The sequence below is a fragment of the Rhodoferax sp. genome (assembly GCF_010365055.1).
Classification (GTDB): Bacteria; Pseudomonadota; Gammaproteobacteria; order Burkholderiales; family Burkholderiaceae_C; genus Rhodoferax.
This window is the reverse complement of record NZ_JAAFHA010000052.1, coordinates 1-26,420: the sequence shown is the minus strand read 5'-3', so window position 1 is coordinate 26,420 and position 26,420 is coordinate 1. Positions and strand designations below refer to the sequence as shown.

Annotated in this window: 24 protein-coding genes; 10 read left to right on the top strand and 14 right to left on the bottom strand. The window is 59.8% G+C overall.

Going from position 1 to position 26,420, the window contains the following annotated elements:
• From GZ093_RS12575 to GZ093_RS12550, 6 genes are all read left to right on the top strand, one after another.
• The coding region (locus tag GZ093_RS12575; protein ID WP_296486391.1) for a glycosyltransferase family 4 protein at positions 1–945 on the top strand (945 nt) is incomplete at its 5' end.
• 159 nt (positions 946–1,104) lie between these two features.
• Complete coding sequence (locus GZ093_RS12570) at positions 1,105–2,403, top strand: O-antigen ligase family protein (protein WP_296486389.1); 1,299 nt, start codon at positions 1,105–1,107, stop codon at positions 2,401–2,403.
• Positions 2,404–2,683: 280 nt separating this feature from the next.
• Positions 2,684–3,922: a Tol-Pal system beta propeller repeat protein TolB gene (gene tolB / locus GZ093_RS12565; protein ID WP_296486387.1), complete on the top strand. Its 1,239-nt coding sequence runs from the start codon at positions 2,684–2,686 to the stop codon at positions 3,920–3,922.
• A gap of 18 nt (positions 3,923–3,940) precedes the next feature.
• Positions 3,941–4,474: a peptidoglycan-associated lipoprotein Pal gene (gene pal, locus GZ093_RS12560; protein WP_296486385.1), complete on the top strand. Its 534-nt coding sequence runs from the start codon at positions 3,941–3,943 to the stop codon at positions 4,472–4,474.
• A 20-nt stretch (positions 4,475–4,494) separates the two neighbouring features.
• The gene (gene ybgF, locus GZ093_RS12555; protein WP_296486383.1) at positions 4,495–5,259 is read left to right on the top strand and encodes a tol-pal system protein YbgF; all 765 of its coding nucleotides are present in this window, start codon (positions 4,495–4,497) and stop codon (positions 5,257–5,259) included.
• 28 nt (positions 5,260–5,287) lie between these two features.
• A complete protein-coding gene (locus GZ093_RS12550) occupies positions 5,288–6,031 on the top strand; it encodes a tRNA threonylcarbamoyladenosine dehydratase (protein WP_296486381.1) in 744 nt (247 codons plus the stop codon).
• Positions 6,032–6,046: 15 nt separating this feature from the next.
• On the opposite strand, the gene bamC is transcribed toward GZ093_RS12550, so the two are convergent.
• The 7 genes from bamC to GZ093_RS12515 form a co-directional block, all read right to left on the bottom strand.
• Positions 6,047–7,126 (bottom strand): outer membrane protein assembly factor BamC, encoded by a 1,080-nt coding sequence (gene bamC, locus GZ093_RS12545; RefSeq protein ID WP_296486380.1) that lies wholly within the window; start codon positions 7,124–7,126, stop codon positions 6,047–6,049.
• A 43-nt stretch (positions 7,127–7,169) separates the two neighbouring features.
• Entirely contained in the window at positions 7,170–8,063 is an 894-nt protein-coding gene (gene dapA / locus GZ093_RS12540; protein ID WP_296486379.1) for a 4-hydroxy-tetrahydrodipicolinate synthase, read from the bottom strand.
• Positions 8,064–8,099: 36 nt separating this feature from the next.
• Positions 8,100–8,684 (bottom strand): class I SAM-dependent methyltransferase, encoded by a 585-nt coding sequence (locus GZ093_RS12535; protein WP_296486377.1) that lies wholly within the window; start codon positions 8,682–8,684, stop codon positions 8,100–8,102.
• Between the two features lie 146 nt (positions 8,685–8,830).
• A complete protein-coding gene (locus tag GZ093_RS12530; RefSeq protein WP_296486375.1) occupies positions 8,831–10,051 on the bottom strand; it encodes an MFS transporter in 1,221 nt (406 codons plus the stop codon).
• A 213-nt stretch (positions 10,052–10,264) separates the two neighbouring features.
• Positions 10,265–10,852 (bottom strand): C40 family peptidase, encoded by a 588-nt coding sequence (locus GZ093_RS12525; protein WP_296486373.1) that lies wholly within the window; start codon positions 10,850–10,852, stop codon positions 10,265–10,267.
• Entirely contained in the window at positions 10,849–12,600 is a 1,752-nt protein-coding gene (locus GZ093_RS12520) for an FAD-dependent oxidoreductase (RefSeq protein ID WP_296486371.1), read from the bottom strand. Before GZ093_RS12520 ends, GZ093_RS12525 begins: the two co-directional genes overlap by 4 nt.
• Positions 12,601–12,690: 90 nt before the next feature.
• The gene (locus GZ093_RS12515) at positions 12,691–12,963 is read right to left on the bottom strand and encodes an oxidative damage protection protein (RefSeq protein WP_011464394.1); all 273 of its coding nucleotides are present in this window, start codon (positions 12,961–12,963) and stop codon (positions 12,691–12,693) included.
• 127 nt (positions 12,964–13,090) lie between these two features.
• On the opposite strand from GZ093_RS12515, the gene GZ093_RS12510 reads away from it, so the two are divergent.
• Positions 13,091–13,324, top strand: coding sequence for a hypothetical protein (locus GZ093_RS12510; protein WP_011464395.1), 234 nt, complete (start codon positions 13,091–13,093; stop codon positions 13,322–13,324).
• Positions 13,325–13,428: 104 nt separating this feature from the next.
• Positions 13,429–13,953, top strand: coding sequence for a disulfide bond formation protein B (locus GZ093_RS12505; protein ID WP_296486366.1), 525 nt, complete (start codon positions 13,429–13,431; stop codon positions 13,951–13,953).
• Between the two features lie 55 nt (positions 13,954–14,008).
• Here the strand turns inward: GZ093_RS12505 and argA are convergent, their stop codons facing one another.
• A complete protein-coding gene (argA, locus tag GZ093_RS12500; protein ID WP_296486364.1) occupies positions 14,009–15,364 on the bottom strand; it encodes an amino-acid N-acetyltransferase in 1,356 nt (451 codons plus the stop codon).
• Positions 15,365–15,433: 69 nt separating this feature from the next.
• Between argA and hrpA the strand changes: the two genes are divergently transcribed.
• Complete coding sequence (gene hrpA / locus GZ093_RS12495) at positions 15,434–19,417, top strand: ATP-dependent RNA helicase HrpA (RefSeq protein ID WP_296486362.1); 3,984 nt, start codon at positions 15,434–15,436, stop codon at positions 19,415–19,417.
• A gap of 42 nt (positions 19,418–19,459) precedes the next feature.
• Here hrpA and GZ093_RS12490 read toward each other — a convergent pair whose 3' ends face one another.
• From GZ093_RS12490 to lptF, 6 genes are all read right to left on the bottom strand, one after another.
• Complete coding sequence (locus GZ093_RS12490; RefSeq protein WP_296486393.1) at positions 19,460–20,542, bottom strand: PQQ-dependent sugar dehydrogenase; 1,083 nt, start codon at positions 20,540–20,542, stop codon at positions 19,460–19,462.
• Positions 20,543–20,723: 181 nt separating this feature from the next.
• Positions 20,724–21,884, bottom strand: coding sequence for a pyridoxal phosphate-dependent aminotransferase (locus GZ093_RS12485; protein WP_296486360.1), 1,161 nt, complete (start codon positions 21,882–21,884; stop codon positions 20,724–20,726).
• 30 nt (positions 21,885–21,914) lie between these two features.
• Positions 21,915–22,868 carry a CysB family HTH-type transcriptional regulator gene (locus GZ093_RS12480; RefSeq protein WP_296486358.1) on the bottom strand — a complete coding sequence of 318 codons (954 nt, stop codon included), beginning with the start codon at positions 22,866–22,868 and terminating at the stop codon, positions 21,915–21,917.
• Positions 22,869–22,944: 76 nt separating this feature from the next.
• The gene (locus GZ093_RS12475) at positions 22,945–23,316 is read right to left on the bottom strand and encodes a CbiX/SirB N-terminal domain-containing protein (protein WP_296486356.1); all 372 of its coding nucleotides are present in this window, start codon (positions 23,314–23,316) and stop codon (positions 22,945–22,947) included.
• Positions 23,317–23,350: 34 nt separating this feature from the next.
• Positions 23,351–24,457, bottom strand: coding sequence for an LPS export ABC transporter permease LptG (gene lptG / locus GZ093_RS12470; RefSeq protein ID WP_296486354.1), 1,107 nt, complete (start codon positions 24,455–24,457; stop codon positions 23,351–23,353).
• Positions 24,454–25,575, bottom strand: a complete 1,122-nt coding sequence (gene lptF / locus GZ093_RS12465; RefSeq protein WP_296486351.1) for an LPS export ABC transporter permease LptF — start codon at positions 25,573–25,575, stop codon at positions 24,454–24,456. The genes lptG and lptF overlap by 4 nt, the downstream gene beginning before the upstream one ends.
• 53 nt (positions 25,576–25,628) lie before the next feature.
• On the opposite strand from lptF, the gene GZ093_RS12460 reads away from it, so the two are divergent.
• A partial coding sequence (locus tag GZ093_RS12460) for a M17 family peptidase N-terminal domain-containing protein (protein ID WP_296486349.1) occupies positions 25,629–26,420 on the top strand: 792 nt, incomplete at its 3' end.

Genomic DNA, 26,420 nt, shown 5'->3' with positions numbered 1-26,420 from the left:
ACCGTGGCGATTCCGTTCCGCAACAGCTTGCACCTGCCCAGCATTGCCGGCGTGCGGCGCGTGCTGCAATCCTTCCGGCCCGACGCGTTGATTTGCCACAGCGGCCACGACGCCAACAACGGCGCGCTGGCGGCGCGGCTGGTTCCCGACCGGCCGGCCCTGCTGCGCGCCCGCACCTATCAGCACGGCCAGCCAAACGCCTGGACCTACAACCACCTGTTCGATCGTACGCTGGTGCCCAGCAACGAGATGCGCCAGCGCCTGCTGGCCAACCGCGCGATCGATCCGCAACGTATCCATCTGCTGTATCCCGGCATCGATTTCGCAGCGATCGCACGGCGCAGCCAGGAAGCCTTGCCCGCAGCGATCGCGCAGGTCCTCTCCGCTCTGCCGCGCCCGGTGATCGTGCAGGCCGCGATGCTGCGTCCGGAAAAAGGGCACGCGCTGATGCTCGACGTGCTGGCCACGTTCAAACAGCGCGGCCAGATCATCGGCTTTGCGATCGCCGGCGAAGGCGAGTTGAAGGTTCAGCTGCAGCAGCAGGTCGAACGTCTGGGCCTCGGCCAACAGGTCGCCTTCCTCGGTATGGTCGACAACATCCCGGCGGTCTACACCCGCGCCGCGCTGGTGGTCGTGCCCTCGTCGTACGAACCGCTCGGCATGTCGCAGATCGAGGCCCTTTCGCTTGGCATCCCGGTCGTCGTCAGTGAGGTCGGCGGCATCCCGGAAACCGTGCGGCATCAGGAAACCGGGCTGATCGCGCGCTCCGGCGACGGCGCGGCATGGACCGCCGCCATTGATCGCGCCTTGACCACACCCGAAGCAATGCTGGCCCTGGCCCAAGCCGGCAGCGCCGACGTGTTGCGCCGCTTCGGTCTGCAAACCAATCTCGACCAACTGATCAACCATATTGCGGCCTGCTGCTCCCCAAAACGACCACGCTGACCAATCCCGCCCAAACCCTGTGGCCCGAACACGCTGCCGCCCACAATACGCATCAACGCGTGCTTGACATGATCCGCCGCTTGTTGCCGTCCTGCGCGAATGCGCGCTTGACGCGTCATGACGGTATGGCGACGTCATGATCTACGGCCTGCGCAAGAAATGCGCCTCGCCCGCGAGCTGACCCCTACCCTCGCCGACCTTTCCCAATCCACCGCACCGACGATGTCCCTCACGCTCACCCCAGTTGCTTCTCGCGCCGCCCGAACCTACCAGGTTGCAACCGTTCTGCTCGGCCTGTCGCTGCCAATTTCCCCCGCAATCGACAACCTGCTGCTGTTTGTGATCCTGATCAGCTGGCTACTCTGCGGCGAGTGGCAAAACAAATGGGCGAACCTGCGCGCTAATCTGCTGAACTGGGTGCTGCTGGCCTTCCTGCTGCTCGTCGCGCTCGGCACGGTCTGGGGGTTCGGCAGCGCCGCCGAACGACTGCGTTACTTCAGTAAATATGCTGTCCTGCTGCTGCCGCTGGCGCTGATCGCGCTGCCCCTGGCCGACGCACAAAAGCGGCGCGCTGCTGCCGCCTTCGGCCTGGGTATCCTGCTGACACTTGCTCTCTCCTACGCTATGTGGGCCGGCGTCGATCTGCCCGACTGGCTGAGCAAAAACAACGACGCCAGCAACCCGGTGGTTTTCAAGCTGCACATCACGCACAGTTTCATCGTAGCGCTTTGTGCCTCTATGTTTTTCCTCGGTGCGCTGCATGTGTGCGATCGACGCTGGCGCTGGGGTCTGGGAATCGCCGCAGCGCTGGCGGTGGTCAATCTTTTAATGGTCCAGGGACGAATAGGACAACTGGTCTTACTGGTGCTCACTGGGTACCTGTTCATTCAGCGCTTCCGTTGGCGCGGCGTGATCGTCGCCGGAGTCGTGATCGGCGGCGCGGGGATCGTCGTTTCGCAGCTGCCGGACGTTCCGGTGTTGGCCAGATACAGCGACGGCATCAGGGAAATCCAGAACTGGCAATACGGAAATAAGGATCAAAGTTCGATGGGTCTGCGCATGCAATATGCCGCCACCAGCCTGCGCATCATTGCCGAGCATCCACTGATTGGCGTCGGCACCGGGGGCTTCGAACATGCCTACAGTCAACAGGTCGCCGGCACTGCGGCACAAGCTTCCGACAATCCCCACAATCAGTATCTGCTGACCACAGCCCAGCTAGGTTTACCCGGACTGATTCTGCTGCTGGCAATGTTCGTAGTGCTTTGGCGGACGGCACGTCGGCTGCCGTTGGTCGAACAAGTGTTGGCGCGCGGACTGGTGCTGGCTTATCTGGTCGGCAACCTGTTCAATTCCTTCCTGCTCGATCACACCGAACAGCTGCTTTTTGCCTGGGCGGTCGGACTGTTTTTTTCGGGTCTTCCGGCTGGCAGCAAAAACGTTGACCGGTCGAAATAAGCGGCGCGCCTGATGGGAGCAGATAACGGGCAGTCACAGCTGGCGGTCGAGGTGTCAGCTTGGGTTTTAAAGCCTCAAAGTGATTGCCGATTACATTTGGGGTGGTAGCATTGTTCTCATGCTTGTTTTCTACACCGTTGCATGGGTCTAGCGTCTCTTGTCTTGTTGATCGCGGTGGTGTTTGAAGAATATTTTGGTTTGTACTGTTTGAATCGAAAGAATGAAACTTTTCACATTTCCCTGTCGGTTTAATGCGCCCCGGTTTCTTGGGCTCGTCCTGATGATGTTGGCCGCTTTGCCAGCTCTTGCCCAATTCCGCGTCGAAGTCTCCGGCGTAGGCCTGACCCAGCTGCCAATCGCCGTCGCGGCCTTCCGTGGTCAAGATGCGGTGCCGCAGAAGATTGCTGACATCGTGCAGGCCGACCTGGAGCGCAGCGGGCAATTTCGCGGCGTCGATGCCGCGGGAGCGGCACTCGACGAGGGCACCCGCCCCGATGTGGCGCTGTGGCGGCAAAAGGGGGCTGACTCGCTGGTCACGGGCAGCGTGAACCGATTGGCGGATGGTCGGTACGACGTGCGCTTTCGCTTGTGGGATGTGGTGCGCGGGCAGGATCTCGGCGGGCAGAGCTACGCCGTGACTCAGACGGATCTGCGCCTGTCAGCGCATCGCATTGCCGACTTCATTTACGAAAAGTTGACCGGTGACAAGGGTGCGTTTTCAACGCGCATCACCTATGTCACCAAGGCCGCTCAGCGGTATCAGTTGTGGGTTGCTGATGCTGATGGAGAAAATGCACAGTCGGCGTTGGCCAGCCCCGAGCCGATTATTTCGCCAGCTTGGTCGCCCAATGGCAGCCAAATAGCTTACGTGTCGTTCGAATCCCGTAAACCGGTTGTCTATACCCACGACGTTGCCACGGGCAAGCGGCGTCTGATCGCTAATTTCAGGGGTTCCAACAGTGCACCGGCCTGGTCGCCTGATGGGCGCACACTGGCCGTCACGCTGAGTCTCAGCGGGGGCTCTCAGCTGTACGCCATCGACTCTGGCGGTGGGGCGCCGCGCAGGCTGGCACAGAACAGCGGTATCGACACGGAGCCGGTTTATGCGCCCGATGGCAAGAATATTTATTTCGTCAGCGACCGTGGTGGTGCACCGCAGATCTACCGGATGCAAGCAACGGGCGGTGCCGCGGAGCGCGTGACTTTTACCGGCACTTACAACATTTCTCCTGCCATCAGCCCGGACGGTCGTTGGCTGGCCTACATTTCCCGGGTCGGTGGTGCCTTCAAACTGCATGTAATGGAACTTGCGAGCGGCACAGTCAACGCGATTACCGACACCAACGCTGATGAAAATCCCAGCTTTGCACCGAACAGTCGCCTGATTGTTTATGCAACCCAGGGTCAGGGGAGGGAGTCACTTTTAACGACGACCCTGGACGGTAAAATCAAAGCTCGACTGGCTGGCCAGAGTGGCGACATTCGTGAACCGGACTGGGGTCCGTTCCAGAAGCAATAAATTTAGTGAGGTAATTTGATGAAACGTATTTTTTTGATTCTTGCTGTGACCGCCTTGATGGCGGGTTGTGGTTCGACCACGAATCTTGACGAGGTGCCGGTTGTGGACAAGACGGGAACGTCAGTGCTGCCGCCTGGCGCTGACGGTTCCGGCAGTGGGGTTGGTAAGGGTGATGTGACCAAAGTGGATGTGGGGGCGTCGTCGCAAGATGCGGCTATTGTCGGGGGGCCGCGGGTAGTCTATTTTGATTACGACAGCTACGTGATCAAGCCGGAGTTCCAGTCTGTGATTGAGCTCCACGCCCGTTATCTGAAGGCTGACAAGGGGCGCAGAGTGGCGATTGAGGGGCATACCGACGAGCGCGGTGGTCGGGAATACAACTTGGCGCTGGGGCAGAAGCGGGCGGAGGCGGTGCGCAGTGCGCTGGGCTTGCTCGGCGTCGCCGACAGTCAGGTCGAAGCGGTCAGTTTTGGCAAGGAGAAGCCAGCCGTACAAGGTACTGACGAAGCTGCCATGGCCAGAAACCGGCGTGCCGAAATCAGATATCGCTAATCGTTTTGGAGAGTGAAGTCGTGAAAGTATTTCGTCGAGTTGTCGCGTTCGTCTTGCTTGGTTTGGGAGCAGCGTCAGCCGGAGCTGGGTTGTTTGATGACGAGGAAGCGCGCAGGGCTATCCTCGACCTGCGCCAGCGTATCGAAGCCGTTCGCACGGAGTCAGCGCAAGGCGTAGGTCGAGTCAATGAAGACACGGCGTCGTTTCGGCGGAGTTTGCTTGAGCTGCAAAGCCAGATTGAAGCCTTGCGCTCAGAAATGGCAACGCTCAGGGGTTCGAATGAACAACTGGTGCGTGATGTAGCGGAGTTGCAGCGCCAGCAGAAGGACACCGCACAGGGCGTGAATGAGCGTCTGCGTCAGTTTGAACCCACCAAAGTCACCGTTGACGGTCGTGAGTTTATGGCTGAGCCTGCTGAAAAACGCGACTTTGAGGCGGCGTTGGCCGTGTTTAGAAAAGGCGATTTTTCTGCTGCTCAAAGCGTTTTCCTGGAGTTTCTCAAGCGCTATCCTGCCACCGGTTATGGACCGTCAGCGCTGTTCTGGCTTGGCAACGCGCAGTATGCGACGCGCGACTATAAAGAGGCGATTATTAACTTCCGCTCCCTCATTGCCAAGGAGCCGGAGCACGTGCGAGCGCCCGAGGCGGTATTGTCCATTGCCAATTGCCAGATTGAACTCAAGGATGCGCGCGGTGCCCGAAAAACACTGGAGGATTTGATAAAAGCCTATCCTCAGTCGGAAGCAGCCATGGCGGCCAAAGAGAGATTGCCACGTCTCAAGTAGCGCGCTGCGACCGGTTTCGGGGCGTGGCATGACCATGGATCGACGTTTTTCCGGATTGGCGCGCCTGTACGGTGCGTTGGGAGCGCAGCGCATCGCTGATTTACACGTGGCTGTGGTGGGTATTGGTGGCGTCGGTTCTTGGGCTGCCGAAGCGCTGGCGCGTAGCGGGGTGGGGCATCTGACCCTGATTGATCTCGACCATGTGGCCGAGTCCAACATCAACCGTCAAATACAAGCGGTCGAGGCCAGCTTCGGGCAGGCCAAGGTGTTGGCCATGCGCGACAGGATTCATTCGTTTAATCCGGCATGTCAGGTCACGTGTATCGAGGAATTCGTGGAGCCGGGCAATTGGCCCATGCTATTACCTCAGGGCGTCACTGCCGTCATTGACGCTTGTGATCAGGTGAAGGCGAAGACGGCGATGGCGGCGTGGGCGTTAGAGACCAGCACACTCTTTATCTCAGTCGGTGCGGCCGGGGGCAAGCGCCAAGCCCATTTGGTTGACATTGATGATCTCGCGCAGGTCACTCATGATCCCTTGCTGGCGCAGTTGCGCTACCGTTTGCGCAAGGCGCACGATGCGCCGCGGCAAGGCAAAAAAATTGGGGTCGCCTGTGTTTTCAGCCGAGAGGCGGTGAAAGCCCCTGATGCATCTTGTGCGGTTGAAGGGGATGGCACGCTCAATTGCCATGGTTATGGCTCGGTGGTCAGCGTGACTGCCACCTTTGGCCAGTGTGCCGCAGGCTGGGTTCTCGATCGAATCGCAGGCTGAGCCTGCGGCGTTTTTTTACTTGAGGTCTTCAGCGATCACGTTCACGATCCGTTGAGCATTGGCGGATGTATCTGGCTTGCCGCTGGCGTCAAGCACTGACACCGTCGTCGACGTCCCCTGACTCACGACCGCAATGCGATATTTCAACGGTGCCGCATCAGCCTTCGAGCCCCCAAAGAGTTTGCCCAGGAAGCCTGGCTCTGCCTTGTCGGCCGAAGGAGCGACATAGCGAACAAAGTAAATGCCCTGGGCACGATCCCGATCCTCGACGGTGAAGCCGGTACGGTCCAATGAGAGGCCAACACGACGCCAAGCGCGGTCGAAGCCGTCGTCGATTTGAACCACGGGTTGACCGTTGACCGCCGTAGCGCGCGAGCTGCTCGGGCTGGCACCCGCCGCCAACAGTGCCTTGGACTGCTCTTGGCTCACTCCCAATTTGACCATCAGCCGACGTAAGAATTCAGCTTCAAGCTCTGGGTCAGCGGCGCGAGGTTGCCATGCTGTCGACTCTTTGTCGTTGTTGTTGTACACCTCAATCATTCCACGATGACTGATGAAAACGTCGGTGCCGCCGCTTGCATTGCGTTCGAGACGGGTGCGAAATTTGTCACGCTCGCCGGTTGAATACAGGGAGTCAAGTACTTTGCCTAGCGTGTTGCGAATGAAGTCTTGCGGAATTTTGGCCCGGTTTTCAGCCCAGTCGGTTTCCATGATGCCAAGATTGGCTTGGTCCATCGCCAGCAGGAAGCCATTTTCTTGCCAGAAGTCGCGTACCGGTTCCCAAAGTTGGTCGGCCGGCCGGTTGATCACCAGCCAACGTTGGTTGCCCGCACGTTCGATCCTCACATCGCCCAGAGATGTGGTTGCTGTGGGGACGGTTTGGGCCACTTGACCTATCTGGAAGCTCGACGCCGATACGGCGGTGCCAGGCACCGCATAACGTGTTTCGCGTGACAGTTGGGTCAAGTCCGGGGGCACTTCAAGCGAGGTGCCTTTGCTAGCACTTTTGTAGTCGATTTTGTCGCCATTGAGCGCCGAACACGCGGCGAGTGCCAATGACAGGCTTACGAGTGAGAGTCTGGAGAAATGATTCACAAATAGGTTCCAAAGGGTAATAAAGAATGACAGACCAGGTCGATCAGAGCAAGCCGCTGGCGCGCAAAGCGCCTTCGACTGCTGCTTCGTTGGCTGCGGTCAACGGCGTCATGGGCAGGCGCAGGGTGCCACCACACAGCTTCAGCCGCGCCACCGCCCACTTGACGGGGATCGGGTTGGCCTCAATAAACAGGTTTTTGTGCAAAGGCAGCAGCTTGAACTGAATTTCCATGGCGCGCTTTGTGTCGCCGGCCATCGCGGCCAAGCATAGTTCATGCATCAGTCGCGGCGCAAGATTGGCTGTGACGCTGATGTTGCCTTGGCCACCGCATAGCATCAGGGCGACCGCCGTGGCGTCATCGCCGGAATAAACGGCAAAGCCTTTGGGCACTTCGCGGATCAACCATTGCGCCCGGTCAATCTGACCGGTTGCTTCCTTGATGCCAACGATGCCAGGCACCTCAGCCAGACGCAGCACGGTCTCGTGCGCCATGTCTGCGACAGAGCGGCCTGGTACGTTATAGAGAACCATGGGCAGGTCAACCGCCTCAGCAATCGCTTTGAAGTGGAGGAATTGACCCTCCTGAGTCGGTTTGTTGTAGTACGGAACCACCTGCAACTGGCAATCTGCGCCGACTTTTTTGGCAAATTGAGTTAGCTCGATCGCCTCGGCGGTGCAGTTGGCGCCACAGCCGGCCATGATTGGCACACGTCCTGCCGCCTGCTCCACCGCGACGCGGATGATTTCGCAGTGCTCCTGCACGTTGACCGTAGGAGATTCACCGGTGGTGCCCATCACGCCAATGCAGTCGGTGCCCTCCACGATATGCCAGTCGATGAGTCTGCGCAGGGCGGGGTAGTCCACGCTGCCATCATCAAGCATGGGGGTGACAAGCGCCACGATGCTGCCCGTGATTTGGCTGGTTGAGGATGTCATGTTAGAGGGGTAGTTAACAGTAAACGTGCATTCTACCTAGAGCGTGTAACGCGCTGGTGTCTGGCGGGTTTCATCAATGAAGTCAGGTCGCACGGCGGCAATCCGTTGCACAAAGCGAGGAGGAAGGTCCAGAAAGCCGTCTTCAAAAGCGACGACATGCAGACTCTTGAAGGCAGTCAACAACTCGTTTGGGCGTAACAAAAATTCAGGGTTGGATGGTTTGCCCACAGTTTCATGGCCTTGGGCAAACGTCTCATAGATCAGCACGCCGCCTGGCGCGAGGCTCTGAACCATGACCTCAAAGAGCGGTCGCCACAAATAGTTGGTGACAATCACCGCGTCAAATTGGCGGGCTTGGCCACTTTGTATCAGTGGCCAGGGCGCGTTTTCGATATCGGCCAGCACCATCTCGCCAAAGCTCCTTGCCGCCTGAACGGCATCAGCCGCGCGGTCAATGCCAGTCACCGCGTGGCCTCGTTCGGCAAACCATTGCATGTGACGGCCTTGTCCGCACGCGATGTCCAGCACCGACCCATGGCGCGCAACTAGGTGCGACCAGCGTTGCACCCAACTCGATGCTGGCCCCAGGGCATGCGCCGGCGCGGCTGATGATTCATCCAAAATATCGCATATTTTCAAAAGCAGGCCCAGACCTGGTTGGCCAAAGTGAGCAAAAAATCAGGGCGGGTGTAGAGGGAAAACACAGCCAGTAACAGGACAATGACAACTGCATAGAGCAGGATTTTTCGGCCGGGTTTCATACTGATTCAGGTGCCCTGCATGGCCGGGTTGCGAACAATGGAGGCTTCCTTGATTGGCAGATTGACCAGCGCTGCCAGCACGCCCAGTCCAATGGCGATGTACCAGACCAGGTCATAGCTGCCGGTGCGGTCATACAGGTACCCACCCAGCCAGACGCCCATGAAAGAGCCGATTTGGTGGCTGAAGAAGACAAAGCCGCTCAACATGGACAGATGAGCTACACCAAATATCTGCGCCACCGTGGCGTTGGTTGGCGGCACCGTGGATAACCACAGCAAACCCATGACGCTGGAAAATATGTAGACGCTCAATGGCGACAAGGGCACCAGCAAGAAAATGCTGATTGCAAAAGCACGCGCCATGTATATGAATGCCAGAATGTTTTTTTTCTGCATTCGCTGCCCCAGCACGCCGGCGGCATAGGTGCCGAAGACATTGAACAAGCCAATCAGCGCCAGGGCGTAACCTGCCACTTGGGGCGATAGGCCCTTGTCGCGCAAGTAGCTTGGCATGTGCACGCCGATGAACACCACCTGAAAGCCGCAAACAAAATAGCCCGCCATCAGTAACTGAAAACTCGGGTATTTGAACGCTTCGCTCAAGGCTTGCACAATGCTTTGTTCACGGCGTGCGACGAAACTGCCGGTCAAAGCTGGCTCGTGCAGCCCCCATGCCAACGGTATCATCATCAACGAGGCCGCACCCAGCACCAACAAGGCTTCCTGCCAACCCCAACTACTGATCAAAAAGCCCTCGGTCGGTACCATCAAGAACTGCCCGAATGAACCCGCTGCCGCCGCCACACCCATGGCCCAGGAGCGCTTGTGGGGCTCAATGTTGCGGCCAATCACACCATAAATAACGGCGTAGGTGGTGCCCGCCTGGGCCATGCCAATCAGCACGCCGGCGGTCATGGCAAATAGCAGAGGCGTGGTGGCAGTCGCCATGCCCACCAAACCCAGCGCATACAACACAGATCCCGCCACGATGACCTTGAAGGCGCCGAAGCGGTCGGCCAACATGCCCGCAAAAATGCCGGTCAAGCCCCAGACCAGATTCTGGATGGCAATGGCGAAGGCGAAGGTTTCGCGATTCCAGTTCTGGCTCTGCGTGATGGGCTGCAACCACAGGCCAAAACCGTGGCGAATGCCCATGGACAGGGTCACGATGGCAGCGCCGCACAGCAACATCTGAGTCGTGGAGAGTTTTTGGGTGGCAAGGGTCATCGGGTGTGTTGGCTTGGTTCAGGCTGACCTCAGGTACCGCTGCGCACTTTGGCCCTATCAAGGTGGTCGCACCAAGGTGCCACTCGCCTGGATTTAAGTACCTTGGACGTTAAAGAGAATTTGCCAGGTAATTCCAATGCCACGCCCCGAAAGACGTATTAATCTGGCGTTGCGACAGCTGCCGCTGTGCCAAATTGACAGAAACGAGTTTGTTCAGTGCAACGTGGATTCAATTGACGGCAAAGCCTCAAGCGCAGGCGTCTCAGGCAATGCGGTTTGCACTCGACGAGCGCCATCAAAACGATGGTTCCAGTAGGCCACGCCCATGCTTTCCACCCGCACGTGAGCGCCAGGTTTGGGTGAATGAATGAATTTGCCATCACCGACGTAAATGCCTACATGGCTGAAGGCGCGCCGCAGGGTGTTAAAAAACACCAAATCGCCAGGCTGCAGGTCGGCGCGTTGAATTGTTTCGGTGGCTGCTGCCTGCTGCTCCGCTTTGCGCGGCAAGATCAATCCAATGCTTTGCTGATACATGGCCCGCACAAAACCGCTGCAGTCAAACCCGGTTTCTGCCGTGTTGCCACCACGCCGGTACGGTACGCCCAGAAATCCCATTGACGTGAAGACCAATTCCGAGGCTTTCAAGCCGACCGAGTGTCGGACTTGGTCAATGCGTGCCAGCAGACCTTTCTCGACCAAGAACTTGTCCATGTCGTCACTCGCCCCTGATGGATTGGCCTGCGCACTGGCAGCAAACAACAGGGCGATCAGGAGGGCAAGGATGGCTAGGATTCTCATGGCGCGCAGGATACTTGCAGTTCAAGCGATCTGTCAAGCTGATTCCGATGACGCGGGGAGCCACGCCGTGCATCAAGTGTGCGGGCCAAGCCTGCGTCAACCGGCAGCGGCTCGCCGCTCCAGCGCGCCGCCAGCAATTCGGCGCAAAGCATTGAAAAGCTCAAGCCTCTGGACCCCAAGCCAGCACAAATCCACAGGCTGGAGTGCTCGGTCTGGTAGAGCGGGCCCACGGCGGGCAGCCTGTCAGCGGTGACGCAACGCGTGCCTTTCCACGTGTTGACGGCACCGGCGGCAAACTGGCCCGCCAGCGCTTGTCCCAGCTTAGGGTTCAGCTTGCACAGGCGGTCCAGGTTGGCCGCATGATTCATTTCGTCAGGGGTGGCTGGCTGGTCATCGGGTTGGTAACTGGCGCCAACAAACCAGGCCAGGCCCTGGCCGCCATTCGCGTCAATCGGTACCCGAGGTACGACGCTGCCGGCGCCATTGACCGGAAAGGGTGGAAACGCCGCATCCGGCAGCCCGTTGTGCATGGCCCAGGACACCTGGCCGCGCACGCCCTGCATGACGGGGAATTGATTGACGCGAATGTCCAGGGCCGGTAGGGTCGCTTGCAGGGATTCAAGCAACGCCGTGGCGCCACCCGCGTTAGCGAAAACCACGCGGCTGGCACGGTGGAGCACATTGTCTTGTGCATCCAGCAACTCCCATTCATTCCCGCACTGACGAAGGGCCGCCACCTTGACGTCGCCCTGAAACGTAATTCCGGGCTGTGCTAGCCAGGCGTGCACCAGCCGGCTTGGCTTGAGCCATGCAGCCTGCGGGTGCCAGAGGTCGGGCGAGCCCGGCGAGCGGTTCAGTTGGCGCTCCAGGGTGCCGGTGGCCTCCCAGTCTTGTCCTTGCTGCAAAAGGCTGCGCGCTTGTTGCAGCATCAGCCGCACGCCGCTGCGTGACAAGCGCGACAACACACAGTCGTCAGCCGATACATGGGGCACCAACAGGCCCACCGGCAAGCCGGACGCGCCAGCGGCCGGCGTATGCGCCTGGTCGAGCACCTGCACCCGCCAGCCACGCCGGGCCAGTGACGCTGCGACGCTCGCACCTGCCAGGCCCGCACCAATGACAGCGCAGCGACCGACCGCCATGAGGCTACCGGCCATCGTGCTGCGTGTGCGCTTGATCGTCCAGGAAGGATTGAACTGGGCGCGCAGCACTGGGCTGGGAGTTATTGCTGGTGAGTTTTTCGGCCTGTCCACCGGGTCAGCCGCCATTTCAAACCCACATGGCGTCAAGTCAGCATACCAATATGCAGCATTCATTGGGGCGACCAGCATGGTGCCGCGTCGGCAACAGCGCGCCAAGGCTTTGGCAGTCCAGACATCCCAGTGTGACGTCGGGAAGCACCCCGGGGTATCAGCCGGATCGGAAACCAGGTAGACCGAGTCAGCTGCAAATTGCTGCGCCCGCAACATCGCGGTCAAGTCGCCCACGCACAGTGTCAACAAGACATGACCACCATCGAACGTCAGGCGGTGAAAACCAGGCAACAGGCCTGACCATTGCATCGCCAGTTCCTCTGTCAGCAATTGCAGTTCTGGGCATGACGCCGAAGATGCCAGCAATTCATCGATGCCAAGCGGCGCGGCGGTCACGGAGACATAGTGCAGCATTCTGGGGCGCTGCGGGTCCTGGCGCCAGGCCTGCCAGGTGCTCAGAAAATTGAACCCGCGGGCAAAACGGGTGTCCAGCACGCGCCAAGCTTCTTGCCCGCGCCAGGCTTGCGGAAGACCACACCCTTGCAGGCAACTGGCCACCATAAGTTCAGCCCTGCATGATCAGCCTCAAGCGCTCGGCGGTACGTATCCTTGGGCGGCGTCGGCGCCGCCGCCAAAAAAGTGATTTTCCATCTGGCGTGCCAAGTACTGCCGCGCCCGGGCGTCCGCCAGATTGAGGCGGTTTTCATTGACCAGCATGGTCTGGTGCTTGAGCCAGTCGGCCCAGGCCTGCTTGCTGACACTTTCCCAAATGCGTTTGCCCAGCTCGCCAGGGTAGGGCGGAAAATCCAGACCTTCGGCTTCCTTGCCGAGTTTGATGCAGTTCACGGTGCGTGCCATTTGAGCCTTTTTCCAAATTTTTTACGAGGTCACGACTTTAGCAAGCTTTCAATGGCCGTTGTCTTTATCGGGCCTGAATCAGGGGGCGAGTTACTGTGTTCTCTGACACTGAAGTAAAATATCATCTATGGCAAAAGCAGACACAAAAACCAAAATGCTGGCCGATGGCCTGCGTTACAAATCCAAAGTATCGGGTTCTCCCTTCACGGCGGCAACGTCGTTCGGGGCCGCGACCATGTCGTGCTTCCTGTGTGGCAAGCATCGCGCTCGCTCGCAGATGGTCACGCGCAAGATACTTGGCAAATCCCAGGCGGTGTGCTCACCGTCCTGCAAGGCGGCGGACGAGGCGGCGGCGGGTTGATCGTCTGAATGCAGAGGGATTTGCAGGGACGCTGGAACCTTTTTCCTTAAGCCGGCCCAAATCATCGGGCGTTTCGCCCATGATTCTCTCCTTGAAGGACCGTGATGAGCTCTCCGCTTTTGAACGACTGGTTGGATAATTCTCCGCGCCGCATTCTTGCGCTCGTCTGTCTGGCGAGCATCGGCATGCTGGCGTTCGGACAATATTTGCAGCATGTCGTGGGCCTGGAGCCCTGCCCGATGTGTATCGTTCAACGCTATGCTCTCATTTTGGTAGCTATCATCGCAGCATTGACGGGGGCTAGCGGCCGAAAAGGCCTGCATATTGGTGGCACTTTTTTGATGCTGGGCTCCAGCGGCTTTGGCTCCTATGTGGCGGCGCGGCAAAGCTGGTTGCAGTGGTATCCGCCTGAGGTGTCGAGTTGTGGCCGTGACTTTTACGGAATGATCGAGACCTTTCCGTTGCAGCGCGCCATCCCCATGATCTTCAAGGGCAGTGGCGACTGCAGCAAGATCGATTGGCGCTTCTTGGGTGGCTCCATTGCCAATTGGTCGTTCATTGTTTTCAGTCTGATTGCCCTGCTGTCCGTGGCGCTGATCTGGCGCCTATCCGTTCGCCGCACGGCCTGATACCAAGGCGACAAGTCGGCGCACATTCACACTGAATCGCGCCGAGTCCTTACCCTCAAACTTTGGCAAGTTTCTTTACCAGGACCTGGCTTTTCCGGTCCCAGTTGTATTTGCGCTTGCGGGCTTCCGGCAGCCACTCCGGGTCGACCAGCACAAAGCCGCGCTTTAAAAACCAGTGCGTGGTGCGGGTGGTCAGCACAAAGATGCTCTCCAGCCCGGTCACTCGGGCGCGTTGCTCAATGCGCTTCAAAACCCGCTCGCCATCGCCTTCGCCTTGCACCTGGGGCGATACCGTGAGGGCCGCCATTTCGCCGGTGCGCGCTTCCGGGTAGGGGTAGAGCGCGGCGCAGGCAAAAATCACACCGTCGTGCTCAATCACGGTGTAGTTGCCGACGTCACGCTCGATCTCGGTGCGGCTGCGCTTGACCAGCGTGCCGTCCTTCTCAAACGGCTCAATCAGTTGCAGGATGCCACCCACGTCATCCACCGTGGCTTCGCGCAGGCTTTCCAGCTTTTCGTCTACCACCATCGTGCCAATGCCATCGTGCACATACACCTCCAGCAAGATCGAGCCATCCACTGCAAACGGGATGATGTGGCTGCGCTCGACCCCGTGCTTGCACGCCTTCACGCAGTGCTGCAGGTAAAACGCGGTGTCGCTGGGTCGGTTGGCGGCGGGCAATTGGGCCAACAGCTTTTCAGCCGTGGCGAGCGGCAACTCGGTGTCAATCGGGTTGTCGTCACTGACCGGCTGCGTCACATCAGTGGGGATGCCGGCGATTTCAGTGACAAAGATCAGCTTGTCGGCCTGCAGTGCGATGGCCACTGAGGTGGCGACCTCTTCCATGGTCAGGTTAAACGCCTCGCCGGTGGGCGAAAAGCCAAACGGCGACATCAACACCAGCGCGCCCATGTCCAGCGAGCGCATGATGCCGGCAGTGTCGATCTTGCGCACCACACCCGAGTGTTGGAAGTCCACCCCATCCACAATGCCAACCGGCCTGGCCGTGAGGAAATTGCCTGAAATCACGCGCACGGTGGCGCCTGCCATCGGCGTGTTGGGCAGGCCCTGGCTGAACGCAGCCTCAATCTCGTAGCGCAACTGGCCGGCAGCCTCTTGTGCGCAATCCAGTGCCACCTCGTCCGTGATGCGAATGCCATGTGAATAGCGCGCTGCATGGCCCTTGGCCTTGAGTTGCTCATTCACCTGGGGGCGAAAGCCATGGACCAGCACAATCCTGACGCCCATGCTCTGGATCATCGCCAGGTCTTGCGCCAGGTGCTGCAGCTTGCCGGCCGCAATCGCCTCACCCGCAATGCCGACCACAAAGGTCTGGTGGCGAAACTTGTGGATGTAAGGTGCCACCGAGCGAAACCAAGGCACAAAGGTGAAGTTGAAAACAGAGGTCATGCGAATGCAGCGGGGATGAAGTGTGGCCAAGGGCTGGGATAATCCCCGATTCTCTACGAAGTTATTGCCTTGACTGCTTTGCCCCTCCAAATCGAGTTTCCAGAATCCCTGCCCGTGTCGGGTAAACGCGACGAGATCATGGCCGCGCTGCAGCAGCATCAGGTCATCATCGTCTGTGGCGAAACCGGCTCCGGCAAGACCACGCAATTGCCCAAGATCGCGCTCGCGATGGGGCGTGGCAAGCTCAATTACCCGAGCGGCCAACATGCCAAGCTGATCGGCCACACCCAGCCGCGCCGTATTGCCGCCAGCAGTGTGGCCAAGCGCATTGCCGAAGAGCTGAAAACTACGCTGGGCGATGTGGTCGGCTTCAAGGTGCGCTTTCAGGACCGCTTGAGCCGCGATACCTCGGTCAAGCTGATGACCGACGGCATTTTGCTGGCCGAGACGCAGACCGACCCGCTGCTCAAAGCCTACGACACGATCATCATTGACGAGGCGCATGAACGCTCGCTCAACATCGATTTTTTGCTGGGCTACCTGCGCCAGATCCTGCCGCGTCGGCCCGACCTGAAAATCATCGTGACCTCGGCCACGATCGACGCCCAGCGCTTTGCGGACCACTTTGCTTCTCGCAAGCGCCTGGCGCCGGGCCGCCCCAAGCCGGGCGAGGCACCCTCGGGGGGCAGCGAGGACGCGCAGCGCGCAGCGTGGGGGCCTTTGATTCCAGCACCGGTCATCATGGTGTCGGGCCGTATGTTCCCGGTGGAGCAGCGCTACCGGCCGTTTGAAGAGTCGCGCGACTACGACCTCAACAGCGCGATTGCCGATGCGGTCGATGAGCTGTGGCGCGACGTGCACAACAGCGGCGATATTCTGGTTTTTTTACCCGGCGAGCGCGAGATCCGCGAAGCGGCGGACCACCTGCGCGGCCACCTGAGCCACCAGCCGGTGTTTCGCAATGCCGAGGTGCTGCCGCTGTTTGCGCGCCTGAGCCAGGCTGAGCAGGACCGCATTTTTGACGGCCACACCGGGCGGCGCATCATCCTGGCCACCAACGTGGCCGAGACCTCGCTCACCGTGCCGGGCATTCGCTACGTGATCGACGCCGGCACCGCGCGCATGAAGCGCTACAGCTTCAGAAGCAAGGTCGAGCAGCTGCTGGTGGAACCGATCAGCCAGAGCTCCGCCAACCAGCGCGCCGGGCGCTGCGGCCGCGTCGCCAACGGCATCTGCATTCGTCTTTATGACGAGAAAGACTTTGACGGGCGACCGCGCTTTACCGACCCCGAAATCCTGCGTTCGTCGCTGGCTGGCGTGATTTTGCGCATGAAGTCGCTGCGCATGGGACTGGTCGAAGAGTTCCCGTTTATCGAGCGCCCGTCGGGCCGCGCCATTGCCGACGGCTACCAGTTGCTCAATGAACTCGGTGCCGTGGACGACACCAACGAGCTGACCACGATGGGCCAGGAGTTGGCCAAACTGCCGCTGGACCCGCGCGTGGGTCGCATGATCTTGGAAGCGCGGGAACGCGGCGCGCTCGATGAAGTGCTGGTCATCGCCTCGGCGCTGAGCGTGCAGGACGTGCGCGACCGGCCGATGGAAGCGCAGCAGCAGGCCGATGCCGCTCACGTCAAGTTTGACGACGAGAAGAGCGAATTTTCAGGTTATCTGAAGCTGTGGAAGTGGATCAATGACGGCAAGGGCGGGGAGGGTCAACACAAGCTCAGCAACCGCCAATACGAGCAGCTCTTGCGCCAGAACTTCGTCAACATCCGGCGCGTGCGCGAGTGGCGCGACATTCATTCGCAGCTGCACACGGTGGTGGCCGAGCACAAATGGCGGCTCAACACACTGCCTGCGAGTTACGAGCAACTGCATTTGTCGATGCTGTCGGGCTTGCTGGGCAACATCGGCTGCAAGCTGGAAACCGAAGGGGCAGGGGGCGAGTACCTCGGTGCGCGCTCCATCAAGTTTTACCCGCATCCGGGTGCGCATCTGGTCAAAAAACCGGGCCGTTGGATCGTCGCGGCCGAACTGGTGGAGACCACGCGCCTGTTTGGCCGCGGCATTGCCGCCATCGAGCCGCAGTGGCTCGAGCAGGTGGGTGCCCATCTGCTCAAGAAACAGTTGCTTGACCCGCATTGGGAAAAGAAAGCGGCCGAGGTCAACGCGCTGGAGCGTGCCACCCTGTATGGCATCGTCATCTACAGTGGTCGCCGCGTCAATTTCGGCCGGGTGGACATGGTGGCCGCACGCGAAATTTTCATCCGCCAAGCGCTGGTTGACGGGCAGTGGGAAACCAAGCTGCCGTTTCTGGAAGCCAACCAGAAGCTCATCAAACAGGTGGAAGACCTGGAGCACAAGGCGCGCCGGCAAGACGTGCTGGTGGACGAAGAGCTGATTTTTGCCTTCTACGACCAGCAACTGCCAAGCGATGTGTGCAGCGGCTACAGCTTCGAGAACTGGTACCGCGAGGAAGTCAAGAAAAGCCCGAAGCTGTTGCTGCTCACGCGCGAGGAACTGATGCGCCACGAGGCCGCTGGCATCACGACCCAGTCCTTCCCCAAAACCATCCGGCTCGGCGGGGTCGACTGCGCCGCCGTCTACCTGCACGAACCCGGCGACGCCAAGGATGGCCTCACCGTGACGGTGCCGCTGTTCGTGTTGAACCAGGTGAACGAAGAGCGCTGCGAATGGCTGGTGCCTGGCATGCTCAAAGACAAGATTCAGGCGCTGCTCAAAACCCTGCACCAGCGCCCCCGCTCGCGCCTGGTGCCGCTGCCGGACAGTGCAACCAAAATGGCCGAAACGCTGAACGCCCCCGAGATTTTCGGGCACGCCAGCTTGCTCGACGCCGTGCTGAAGCTGGTGCGCCAGGCCACCTCGATCGACGTGGTGCGCGCCGACATCAAGGTGGACATGCTCAGTCCGCATTTCTTCATGAACTTCCGGGTCGTCGATGAACATGGTCGCCAGCTCGGTACCGGGCGCAACCTGGGTGCGCACAAGGCCGAACTGGGCGCCAAGGCGCGGGGCGCGTTCCAGGTGCTGGCCGGACTCAAAATGGCCAAGGATGCTGCCGCATTGCCAGTTTTTAAAGAAAATAAGCCCCTAGACCGCGTCAACAGTAGCAAAGATGCTATTAAAAACATAGTTTCTCCGGCAGCCCCCGCAGGCCAGCGCCACACCGCCTGGACCTTTGGGGAGTTGCCCGAGCTGCTCGAAATCCAAAAAGGGGGCCAGACCCTGATCGGCTACCCGGCGCTGATCGACGCGCTGGATGCCGTCATGATCGAGGTGTTTGACGAGCCCGATGTGGCAGCCGCCAAACACCGTGCTGGCCTGCGCCGCCTGTTTTCGCTGCAGATCAAGGACGCGCTCAAGTACCTGGAAAAGAACATTCCCGATCTGCAAAAGATGGCCGTCACCTTCATGCAGGTAGGCAAGTCGTTAGAGGGCAGCGGTGGCGGCACGCTGGAAGAACTGCGCGAGCAGATCATCGCCGTGGCGCTGGACCGGGCCTTTTTGCTGGAGCCCTTGCCGACCAACGAGTTCGACTTCAAGCGACGCATCGACGAGGGCCGGGGACGTTTGACGCTGATCGCCACCGAGGTGGCGCGCCTGGCCGCCACCATTTTGGCCGAGTACGCTGTGGCTGCCCGCAAGATCAAGGACACCAAGAATGCGCCCGAGGCCACGCTCGATTGCGCGCAGCAACTGGCGCGCCTGATGCCCAAACGCTTCCTGGCGAGCTCGCCGTGGCCGGCGTTGCAGCACTTTGCCCGCTACCTCAAAGCCATCACCGCGCGGCTGGATAAATACCGCGCCGACCCGGCCCGAGATGCCGCGCGCCTGGCCGAGCTGCGTCCGCTGGAGCAACGTTACTGGCGGTTGGTGGCCGATCGCAAGGGTGTCAGCGACGAACGCATGCAGGAGTTCCGTTGGTTACTGGAAGAGTTGCGTGTCAGCTTCTTCGCACAAGAGCTGCGCACGCCGCAGCCGGTGAGTGTGAAACGGCTGGAGAAGGCTTGGCAGCAGTTCACCAGTTGATGCGACCATTGGCGCACCCGCGCCTGGCGCTGGCTCGTAATCCTAATTTGGCATCAACCTGATCAACTGACCGCGCGCGTCATCCGTCACCACATAGAGCAAGCCGTCCGGCCCCTGGCGCACATCGCGGATGCGCTTGCCCAGATCGGCCAGCAGCTTGTGCTCGCGCAGCACCTTGCCTTTGAAGGGCTCGGTCAACTCGATGCGGTCCAGGTAGCCAAACTTGAGCGAGCCGACAAACAGGTTGCCGACCCAGGCTCGGCCATAGCGCTCGCTGCTCAGAAACGCCATGCCCGAGGGCGCAATCGACGGTACCCAGTAGTGCAGCGGCTGCTCCATGCCAACTTTGGCGCTGATGCCGTCACCCATCTTGCCGCCGCCGTAGTTCTCGCCATAGGTAATCACCGGCCAACCGTAATTACGGCCGGGCTGGGGCAGGTTGATTTCGTCACCGCCTTGCGGGCCGTGCTCGTGCGACCACAGGGTGCCGTCCGGCGAGAGGGTCGCGCCCTGCACATTGCGGTGGCCGTAAGACCAGATCTCGGGCAGGGCGCCGGCGCGTCCCACAAACGGGTTGTCGGCGGGCACGCGGCCGTCCTTGTGGATGCGGATGATCTTGCCGTGGTGGTTGTCCAGCTTTTGCGCGTCGTCCTTGCGCACAAAGCGTTCACCCAGCGTCAGAAACAGCATGCCGTCGGGCTTGCCAGCTTGCTGGCTCTCCACGACGCGGCAGCCAAAGTGGGCGCTGCTGGCCACCTTGGGCTTTTGGCTGAATATGAGCTTGACGTCTTCCAGCCGTGTGCGGTCGTCTGACAGGCTGGCGCGGGCCAGGGCGGTGCTGTTGCCGGTCTGCCCCGGCTCGGAGAAGCAGAAAAAAAGCGTGCGGTTGCGCGCAAAGTCGGCGTCCAGCAGCAGGTCCAGCAAACCGCCTTGCCCCCCTGCGGCGACTGTGGGCATGCCGACCAGTGCGGCACCCACTTTGCCGTTCGCTTCGATCACCCGCATGCGCCCCGGTCGCTCGGTCACCAGAAACCGCCCTTCGGGCAAAAAAGCCACCGCCCACGGGTTTTGCAGCTCGGAGGCCACGACCTCGGGACGCATCGTTTGGGCGCCAACGGGAGTCATAGGGGCCAGTAGCAGCAGGGCAACAACGCAGAGTGACTTGATGACATGTGACACGGCAGCCTCCTATTTGACGAGAACAGAACCTCATCGTAGCCGGTGGCGAATAACCCGTCTTTTAGCCAAAAATTTATATAAAAACAGGCGCTAGCTCCCGTAAAATAAGCGTTAGTAGCTCCTGTTATTATAGTGATTGCAGGCGCTGCAACGCCGCATTCAGCGTTTCCTCCTTCTTGGCAAAGCAGAAACGCACCACGCGCTGATCGAAGCCGTTGCCGTAGAACGCGGACAACGGAATGGCTGCCACGCCAATTTCCGAGGTGAGCCATTTGCAGAACTCGGTCTCACCCAGGTCGCTGACATCCGAGATGTCCACGCACTGAAAAAACGTGCCTTCGCAGGGCAACAGTTTGAACTTGGTGCGCTGCAACCCGGCGCGAAACAGATCGCGTTTGCGCTGGTAGAACGCGGGCAGTTCCAGATAGGGCTTCGGGTCGGCCATGTAAGTCGCCAGCCCGTATTGCACCGGGGTGTTAACGGTGAAGACGTTGAACTGGTGCACCTTGCGAAACTCGGTGCTCAAGGCTGCCGGTGCCGCCACATAACCGACTTTCCACCCGGTCACATGGTAGGTTTTGCCGAAGCTGGAGACGATGAAGGCACGCGCTGCCAAGCCGGGAAAGCGCGAAGCACTTTGGTGTTGCTGGCCGTCAAACACCGTGTGTTCATAAACCTCGTCACTGATCAGCAAGACGTTGGTGGGCGCGAGAATCTCCTGCAGGCGCAGCATGTCTTGCGCCGTCCACACCGTGCCGCTGGGGTTGTGCGGTGAGTTGATGATGATGGCGCGGGTTTTCGGGGTGATGGCCGCGGCGATTTTGTCGAAATCGGGGCGGAAGCTGCCGGGTGTCAAGGGCACGCGCACCGGCACGCCGCCAGCCAAGTCAATGTTGGGCACGTAGCTGTCGTAGCACGGCTCCAGCACGATGACCTCGTCGCCCGCGTGGACGACCGCCAGAATGATGGTGAGGATGGCTTGCGTGGCTCCGGCGGTGACGGCGATTTCGCTGGCCGCGCTGTAGTCACGGCCGTGCAGCGCCTTGATCTTGGCCGCAATCGCATCGCGCAGCACCGGCACGCCGGTCATGGGAGGGTACTGGTTCAGGCCCTGCCGCATGGCGTCACTCACGGCATCGACCAGATGGGAGTCGCAGTCAAAGTCGGGAAAGCCTTGCCCCAGGTTGACGGCATTTTTCTCCGCCGCCAGCGCGGACATGACAGTGAAAATGGTGGTGCCAACGTTGGGCAGTTTGGATTGGAGCGGTGGGGTCTTTTGGGTGTCCATGGTATTTACAGGTTCGGAATTGGGTGGTTTTTACAGTTCATAGTCATCGACATGACCCAGCATGGCGCGTGCCACCAGATCACGGCTCAGTCGGTCGCTCAGCAATTCGGCAAATTTGTAAACAAAATTACGCAGGTAGGCGCCCCGCTTGAAGGCGACGCGCGCCACATTCTGGCCAAACAGGAGGCCGGCGGGGCGCACGACCAGATCACTCTTAGAACCCTCGGCCACCACGTCGCGCACCGACATTTCGGCGGCAATGCCGATGCCCAGGCCCAGGCGCACATAGGTCTTGATCACGTCCGAGTCAATCGCCTCCAGCGCAATGCGGGGCTCCAACTTGCGGATGGCAAAGGCATGGTCAACTTTGGTGCGTCCGGTGTAAGACGGGTGGTAGGTGATCAAGGGTTCGCGGGCAATGTCTTCCAGCGTCAGGTGTTCCTTGAGCGACAAGGGGTGGCCCACCGGGAATACCAGCACATGCTGCCACTCGTAGCAGGGCAAGGTCACCAGTTCCGAATAGCCATCGAGCGATTCCGTGGCAATGCCAATCTCGGCCACTTCGTCAATCAGCATCTTGGCCACCTGGTCGGGTGAGCCCTGATGCAGGCTGACGTTGACCTTGGGGTAAGCCTGGCGCAGCTTGGCCACGGGTTCCGGCAGCACATAGCGCGCCTGCGTGTGGGTGGTGGCGATCGACAGGGTGCCGCTGTCTTCGGCACTGTACTGCTCACCGATGCGCTTGAGGTTGCTCACCTCCCGCATGATGAGCTCAATGCTTTTGAGAACATGCTGACCCGGCTCGGTCACGCGCTTGAGGCGTTTGCCGTGACGGGCAAAAATCTCAATCCCCAGTTCCTCTTCCAACTCGATGATGGCTTTGGAGACACCTGGCTGCGAGGTGTGCAGCGACTTGGCGGCCTCAGTGAGGTTGAGATTGCGCCGGACTGCCTCTTGTACAAAGCGGAATTGGTGTAGGTTCATATCAAATTTCAGCTAAGAATGAAATTTATTATGCCCTATGCGACTTCTTATTGACGCCTCGTCCCAGGCGAAATGATCAGGCCAGGGCAATGCGTGCGATCAACTCAATGACCTGGGCTTGCTCGCCGATGGCGGGTCTCAGATCAAAAGTGACTGCGGGGTGCGTCGCCCGCAAGGCACTGATCAGCAGCGGCAAGTCATCGCGCGCATGCTTGCCCACGCCAAAAAACAGCGGGACCACCGTGATCGAGGTGACGCCCAGCGTTACCAATTCAGTTGCGCTGCTGGGCAAATCAGGCACCGACAGTTCCAAGTAGGCACAGCGTACATGGACCGCAGGCGCCAACCCACGCATCTGCTCGGCCACCGCTTCAATCGGCTTGCGCCACAAAGGGTCGCGCGAGCCATGTGCCAGCAGGATGGTGCCGCGTGCCAGATCGGGTTGCATCAGCCTGTTTTCCACTTGAATGCGGGCGTTGACGTCAGCGCCGCAGGACCAGCCAGGCAAATGCCGTCAGGGAGAGCACCAGATAGATCATCCCCGGCAGCGCCGCCGTCAGCCACGGCTGCCAGTTCTGCAGGTTGCCCATATAGCCAAAGACGTTGTTGAGCAAGAAGAAACTGATGCCGGCCATGACGCCGCCAAACACATAGGTGGCAATGCCGCCCGAGCGAAAGTGCAGGTAGGCAAAGGGCAGGGCTAGCACCACCATGACCAGGCAGCTCAAGGGATAAAAAACCTTTCTCCAGAACTCGATTTCGTAGCGCTGTGCGGTCTGCGAATTCGCTTGCAGGTGCTGGATGTACTGAAACAGGTCAATCGTACTCATCTGTTTGGGTTTGAGCAGCGCCGCCGCCACCATCTCGGCACTGATCTGGTTGGGCCACCGGTAACTGTCCAGTTGCACGCGGTCAATGCGGGCGGTGTCGGCACCTCGCAGCGGGAAATCGGTTCGCCGCACACCGCCCAGCTGCCAAGCGTCATCGGCAGCAAAGTGGGCGCTTTGCGCCTGCAAGGTGGACCGCAGGAAACCCTGGCTGTCGAATTCAAAAATGCGCACGCCGCTCATGCTGCCGTCCGGCGCCATGGCCCTGACGTTGACGGCATATTGTGCGTTGGCCCGCTGTTCCTTGAGCCAGGCCCCCGTCTGGCCGACGGTGATGCTGCCCTCGTAACGCGCCTTGAGGAGTTGCGCCGAGCGATCTGCCGGCGGTGAAAGGTAATCGCCAATGGCAAAGGTCAACAGCACAAACCCAAGGCCCAGCAGCAGCAATGCCCGCAAGGCGCGCCACGGCCCCAGCCCACTGGTGCGCAATATCGTGAATTCAGAGCTTTGCGCGAAGCGCGCCATCACAAAGATCGTGCCAATCAGCACAGCGATGGGCAGCAGCTCATACAAGTGACTCGGAATCATGAGCGCCACATAGCTCAGGGCATGCACGATGCGGTAGCCAGCGGCCGAGTAGCGCCCTACCGCCTGGACTTCTTCCACGAAATCAAAGAAGAAGAACAGCGACAGAAAGCCCAGGGTGACGAAAGCCACCGCATAAAGCACTTCGCCGTAGATCAGGCGTCGGATGGTGTTCAAGTCGGTGTCTTTCGCAACGTGGAGCTCGATCGGCCAGGCCGGCCCAACAAAGTGCGCCAGCGCCAGTTGTTATGCCCTTTGACCAGCCAGACGATAGCCACCGCCAAGGCGCCACCATGCACGGTCGTCAAGAAAGCGCCGAAGCCAAATTTCCCAGAGGCGATCCAGCTTTGGCCCAGGCTCAACAAGTTGTAGTAAAAAACGAAGGCAAATAAGGCAAATACCAGATTGGCGCTGCGCCCGACGCGCGGATTGGCGCTCGACACGGCAATGCCGATGATCACCAGATTGATGGCCGCCAAAATCAGACCAATACGCCACGACAACTCTGCCAGGTTGGGCAGCGTCCGGTTCTCGAACAACTCGCGGGTGGGGCGGGTATTGATGGAGACGGAATTGCTGTCGGCGAGAATGTCCACGCCGACCTTGATGCCGTACTCTTCAAATTCGCTGATCTTCAGTTCCGACGTGCCGATCACGCTTTCCAGACGTTGCCCGTTGCTGAGCATCAAGAAACGGTCCGGGCCAATGGTCTCGATCCGGCCGCGGCGGGCAGAGGTAATGGTCTCTTTGCCGTCTTCGGTTGTCGCAATAAAGACGTTGTTGCCAGCTTGCTTGCCGGTAGCGTCCTTTTCGACAAAAAACACCCGCTTGCCACCCGCTGACTCCTGAAATTGACCCGGTTCAATGCGTTCAAGGTCACCCCGTTTTTCGTACTCCGCCTTCAAGGTCTCGATCTTCTGGTTGGTCCAGGGCAGCACCAACAGGGCCAGCGCTGCGACCATCAGCAAGACCGGCCAGGAAAAACGGAACAAAGGACCCAGCAACGTCGCCAGCCCTTTGCCGCTGCTGAACCAGATCACCATCTCGCTCTCCCGGTACATGCGTGACAAGGTGGCAATGATGGCAATGAACAGGCTCATGGTCAAAATGGTCGGCATGTAGGCGAGCACGGTGTAGCCCATGACCAGCATGACGTCCGACGGGTTGAAGCTGCCGCGCGAGGCCTGTCCCAGGGTGCGAATCAGCGTCATCGTCATGACCACCGTGGCCAGCACAATCAGCGTGGCACCAAAACTGCGGGCCAATTCCTTGCGGATGGAAGAATGGAATAACATCGCTTGCGATTTAGTGAGACAGACTGCAGTGACTTAAAACAAAGAGATGGATTATGAACTTTGAACTAGAAACCCTTGACCTGAGCGCTGCTTCCAAAGAGAAGTGCGATGCTCTGGTTGTTTTGATCAGCTCTTCTTTCAAGCCGGGAAAGGACGTCTTGTCCCTGCTGGTGGCGCACGCCTTGAAGGCGGGCGACCTGGAAGCCAAGCCGGGCAAAACACTGGCTTTGTACCGGCCAGCTGGCTTGGCCTGCGTGCGCGCGGTGTTGGCACATGCCGGGGAAGGCTCCGCCCATGAGGTGAACAAGGCCGTGAAGGCCGCCGTGTCGGCTGCCAAAGGGGGCAATGTCAAAAAGCTCGTGATTTGTTTTGCCACGGTGCCGCTGGACGCACAACTGCGCGCTGCCGTGACTGCCGCTGCCGAAGCCAGCTATGTGTTCACCACGACCCAATCCAAGCCGCAGGGCCGGGTCATCCAGCGTGTGCTCATTGGTGTTTCAGATACATCCGGGTTGAAGCCGGTCTTTGATCATGCCGTTGCCGCCGTCGCAGGTATCGAGTTTGCCAAGGAGTGGGCGAATCGGCCAGCCAACCATGCCACACCTGAGTTGTTGGCGGGTGCCGCACACGCTTTGGCCAAGTTCCCGAACATCAAATGTGAGGCACTTGGCCCCAAGCAGGTGCAAAAGCTGGGCATGGGCGCTTTCATGGCGGTCGCCCAGGGCTCGGAAGAGCCGCTGCGTTTTATTGTGCTGCGTTATAGCGGTGCCGTGAAATCCGAGGCGCCGACGGTGCTGGTGGGCAAGGGCGTCACCTTCGACAGCGGCGGCATTTCCATCAAGCCC

Bases quoted from the DNA above. Each gene is read 5' to 3' on its own strand.
- pal (WP_296486385.1), top strand. From the start codon at position 3,941: ATGAAACGTATTTTTTTGATTCTTGCTGTGACCGCCTTGATGGCGGGT.
- lptF (WP_296486351.1), bottom strand. From the start codon at position 25,575: ATGTTATTCCATTCTTCCATCCGCAAGGAATTGGCCCGCAGTTTTGGT.
- GZ093_RS12510 (WP_011464395.1), top strand. From the start codon at position 13,091: ATGGCAAAAGCAGACACAAAAACCAAAATGCTGGCCGATGGCCTGCGT.
- tolB (WP_296486387.1), top strand. From the start codon at position 2,684: ATGATGTTGGCCGCTTTGCCAGCTCTTGCCCAATTCCGCGTCGAAGTC.
- GZ093_RS12515 (WP_011464394.1), bottom strand. From the start codon at position 12,963: ATGGCACGCACCGTGAACTGCATCAAACTCGGCAAGGAAGCCGAAGGT.
- GZ093_RS12475 (WP_296486356.1), bottom strand. From the start codon at position 23,316: ATGCAACCCGATCTGGCACGCGGCACCATCCTGCTGGCACATGGCTCG.
- GZ093_RS12525 (WP_296486373.1), bottom strand. From the start codon at position 10,852: ATGAGAATCCTAGCCATCCTTGCCCTCCTGATCGCCCTGTTGTTTGCT.
- dapA (WP_296486379.1), bottom strand. From the start codon at position 8,063: ATGACATCCTCAACCAGCCAAATCACGGGCAGCATCGTGGCGCTTGTC.
- GZ093_RS12570 (WP_296486389.1), top strand. From the start codon at position 1,105: ATGCGCCTCGCCCGCGAGCTGACCCCTACCCTCGCCGACCTTTCCCAA.
- GZ093_RS12530 (WP_296486375.1), bottom strand. From the start codon at position 10,051: ATGACCCTTGCCACCCAAAAACTCTCCACGACTCAGATGTTGCTGTGC.
- GZ093_RS12485 (WP_296486360.1), bottom strand. From the start codon at position 21,884: ATGGACACCCAAAAGACCCCACCGCTCCAATCCAAACTGCCCAACGTT.
- GZ093_RS12505 (WP_296486366.1), top strand. From the start codon at position 13,429: ATGAGCTCTCCGCTTTTGAACGACTGGTTGGATAATTCTCCGCGCCGC.
- GZ093_RS12550 (WP_296486381.1), top strand. From the start codon at position 5,288: ATGACCATGGATCGACGTTTTTCCGGATTGGCGCGCCTGTACGGTGCG.
- argA (WP_296486364.1), bottom strand. From the start codon at position 15,364: ATGACCTCTGTTTTCAACTTCACCTTTGTGCCTTGGTTTCGCTCGGTG.
- GZ093_RS12480 (WP_296486358.1), bottom strand. From the start codon at position 22,868: ATGAACCTACACCAATTCCGCTTTGTACAAGAGGCAGTCCGGCGCAAT.
- GZ093_RS12490 (WP_296486393.1), bottom strand. From the start codon at position 20,542: ATGACTCCCGTTGGCGCCCAAACGATGCGTCCCGAGGTCGTGGCCTCC.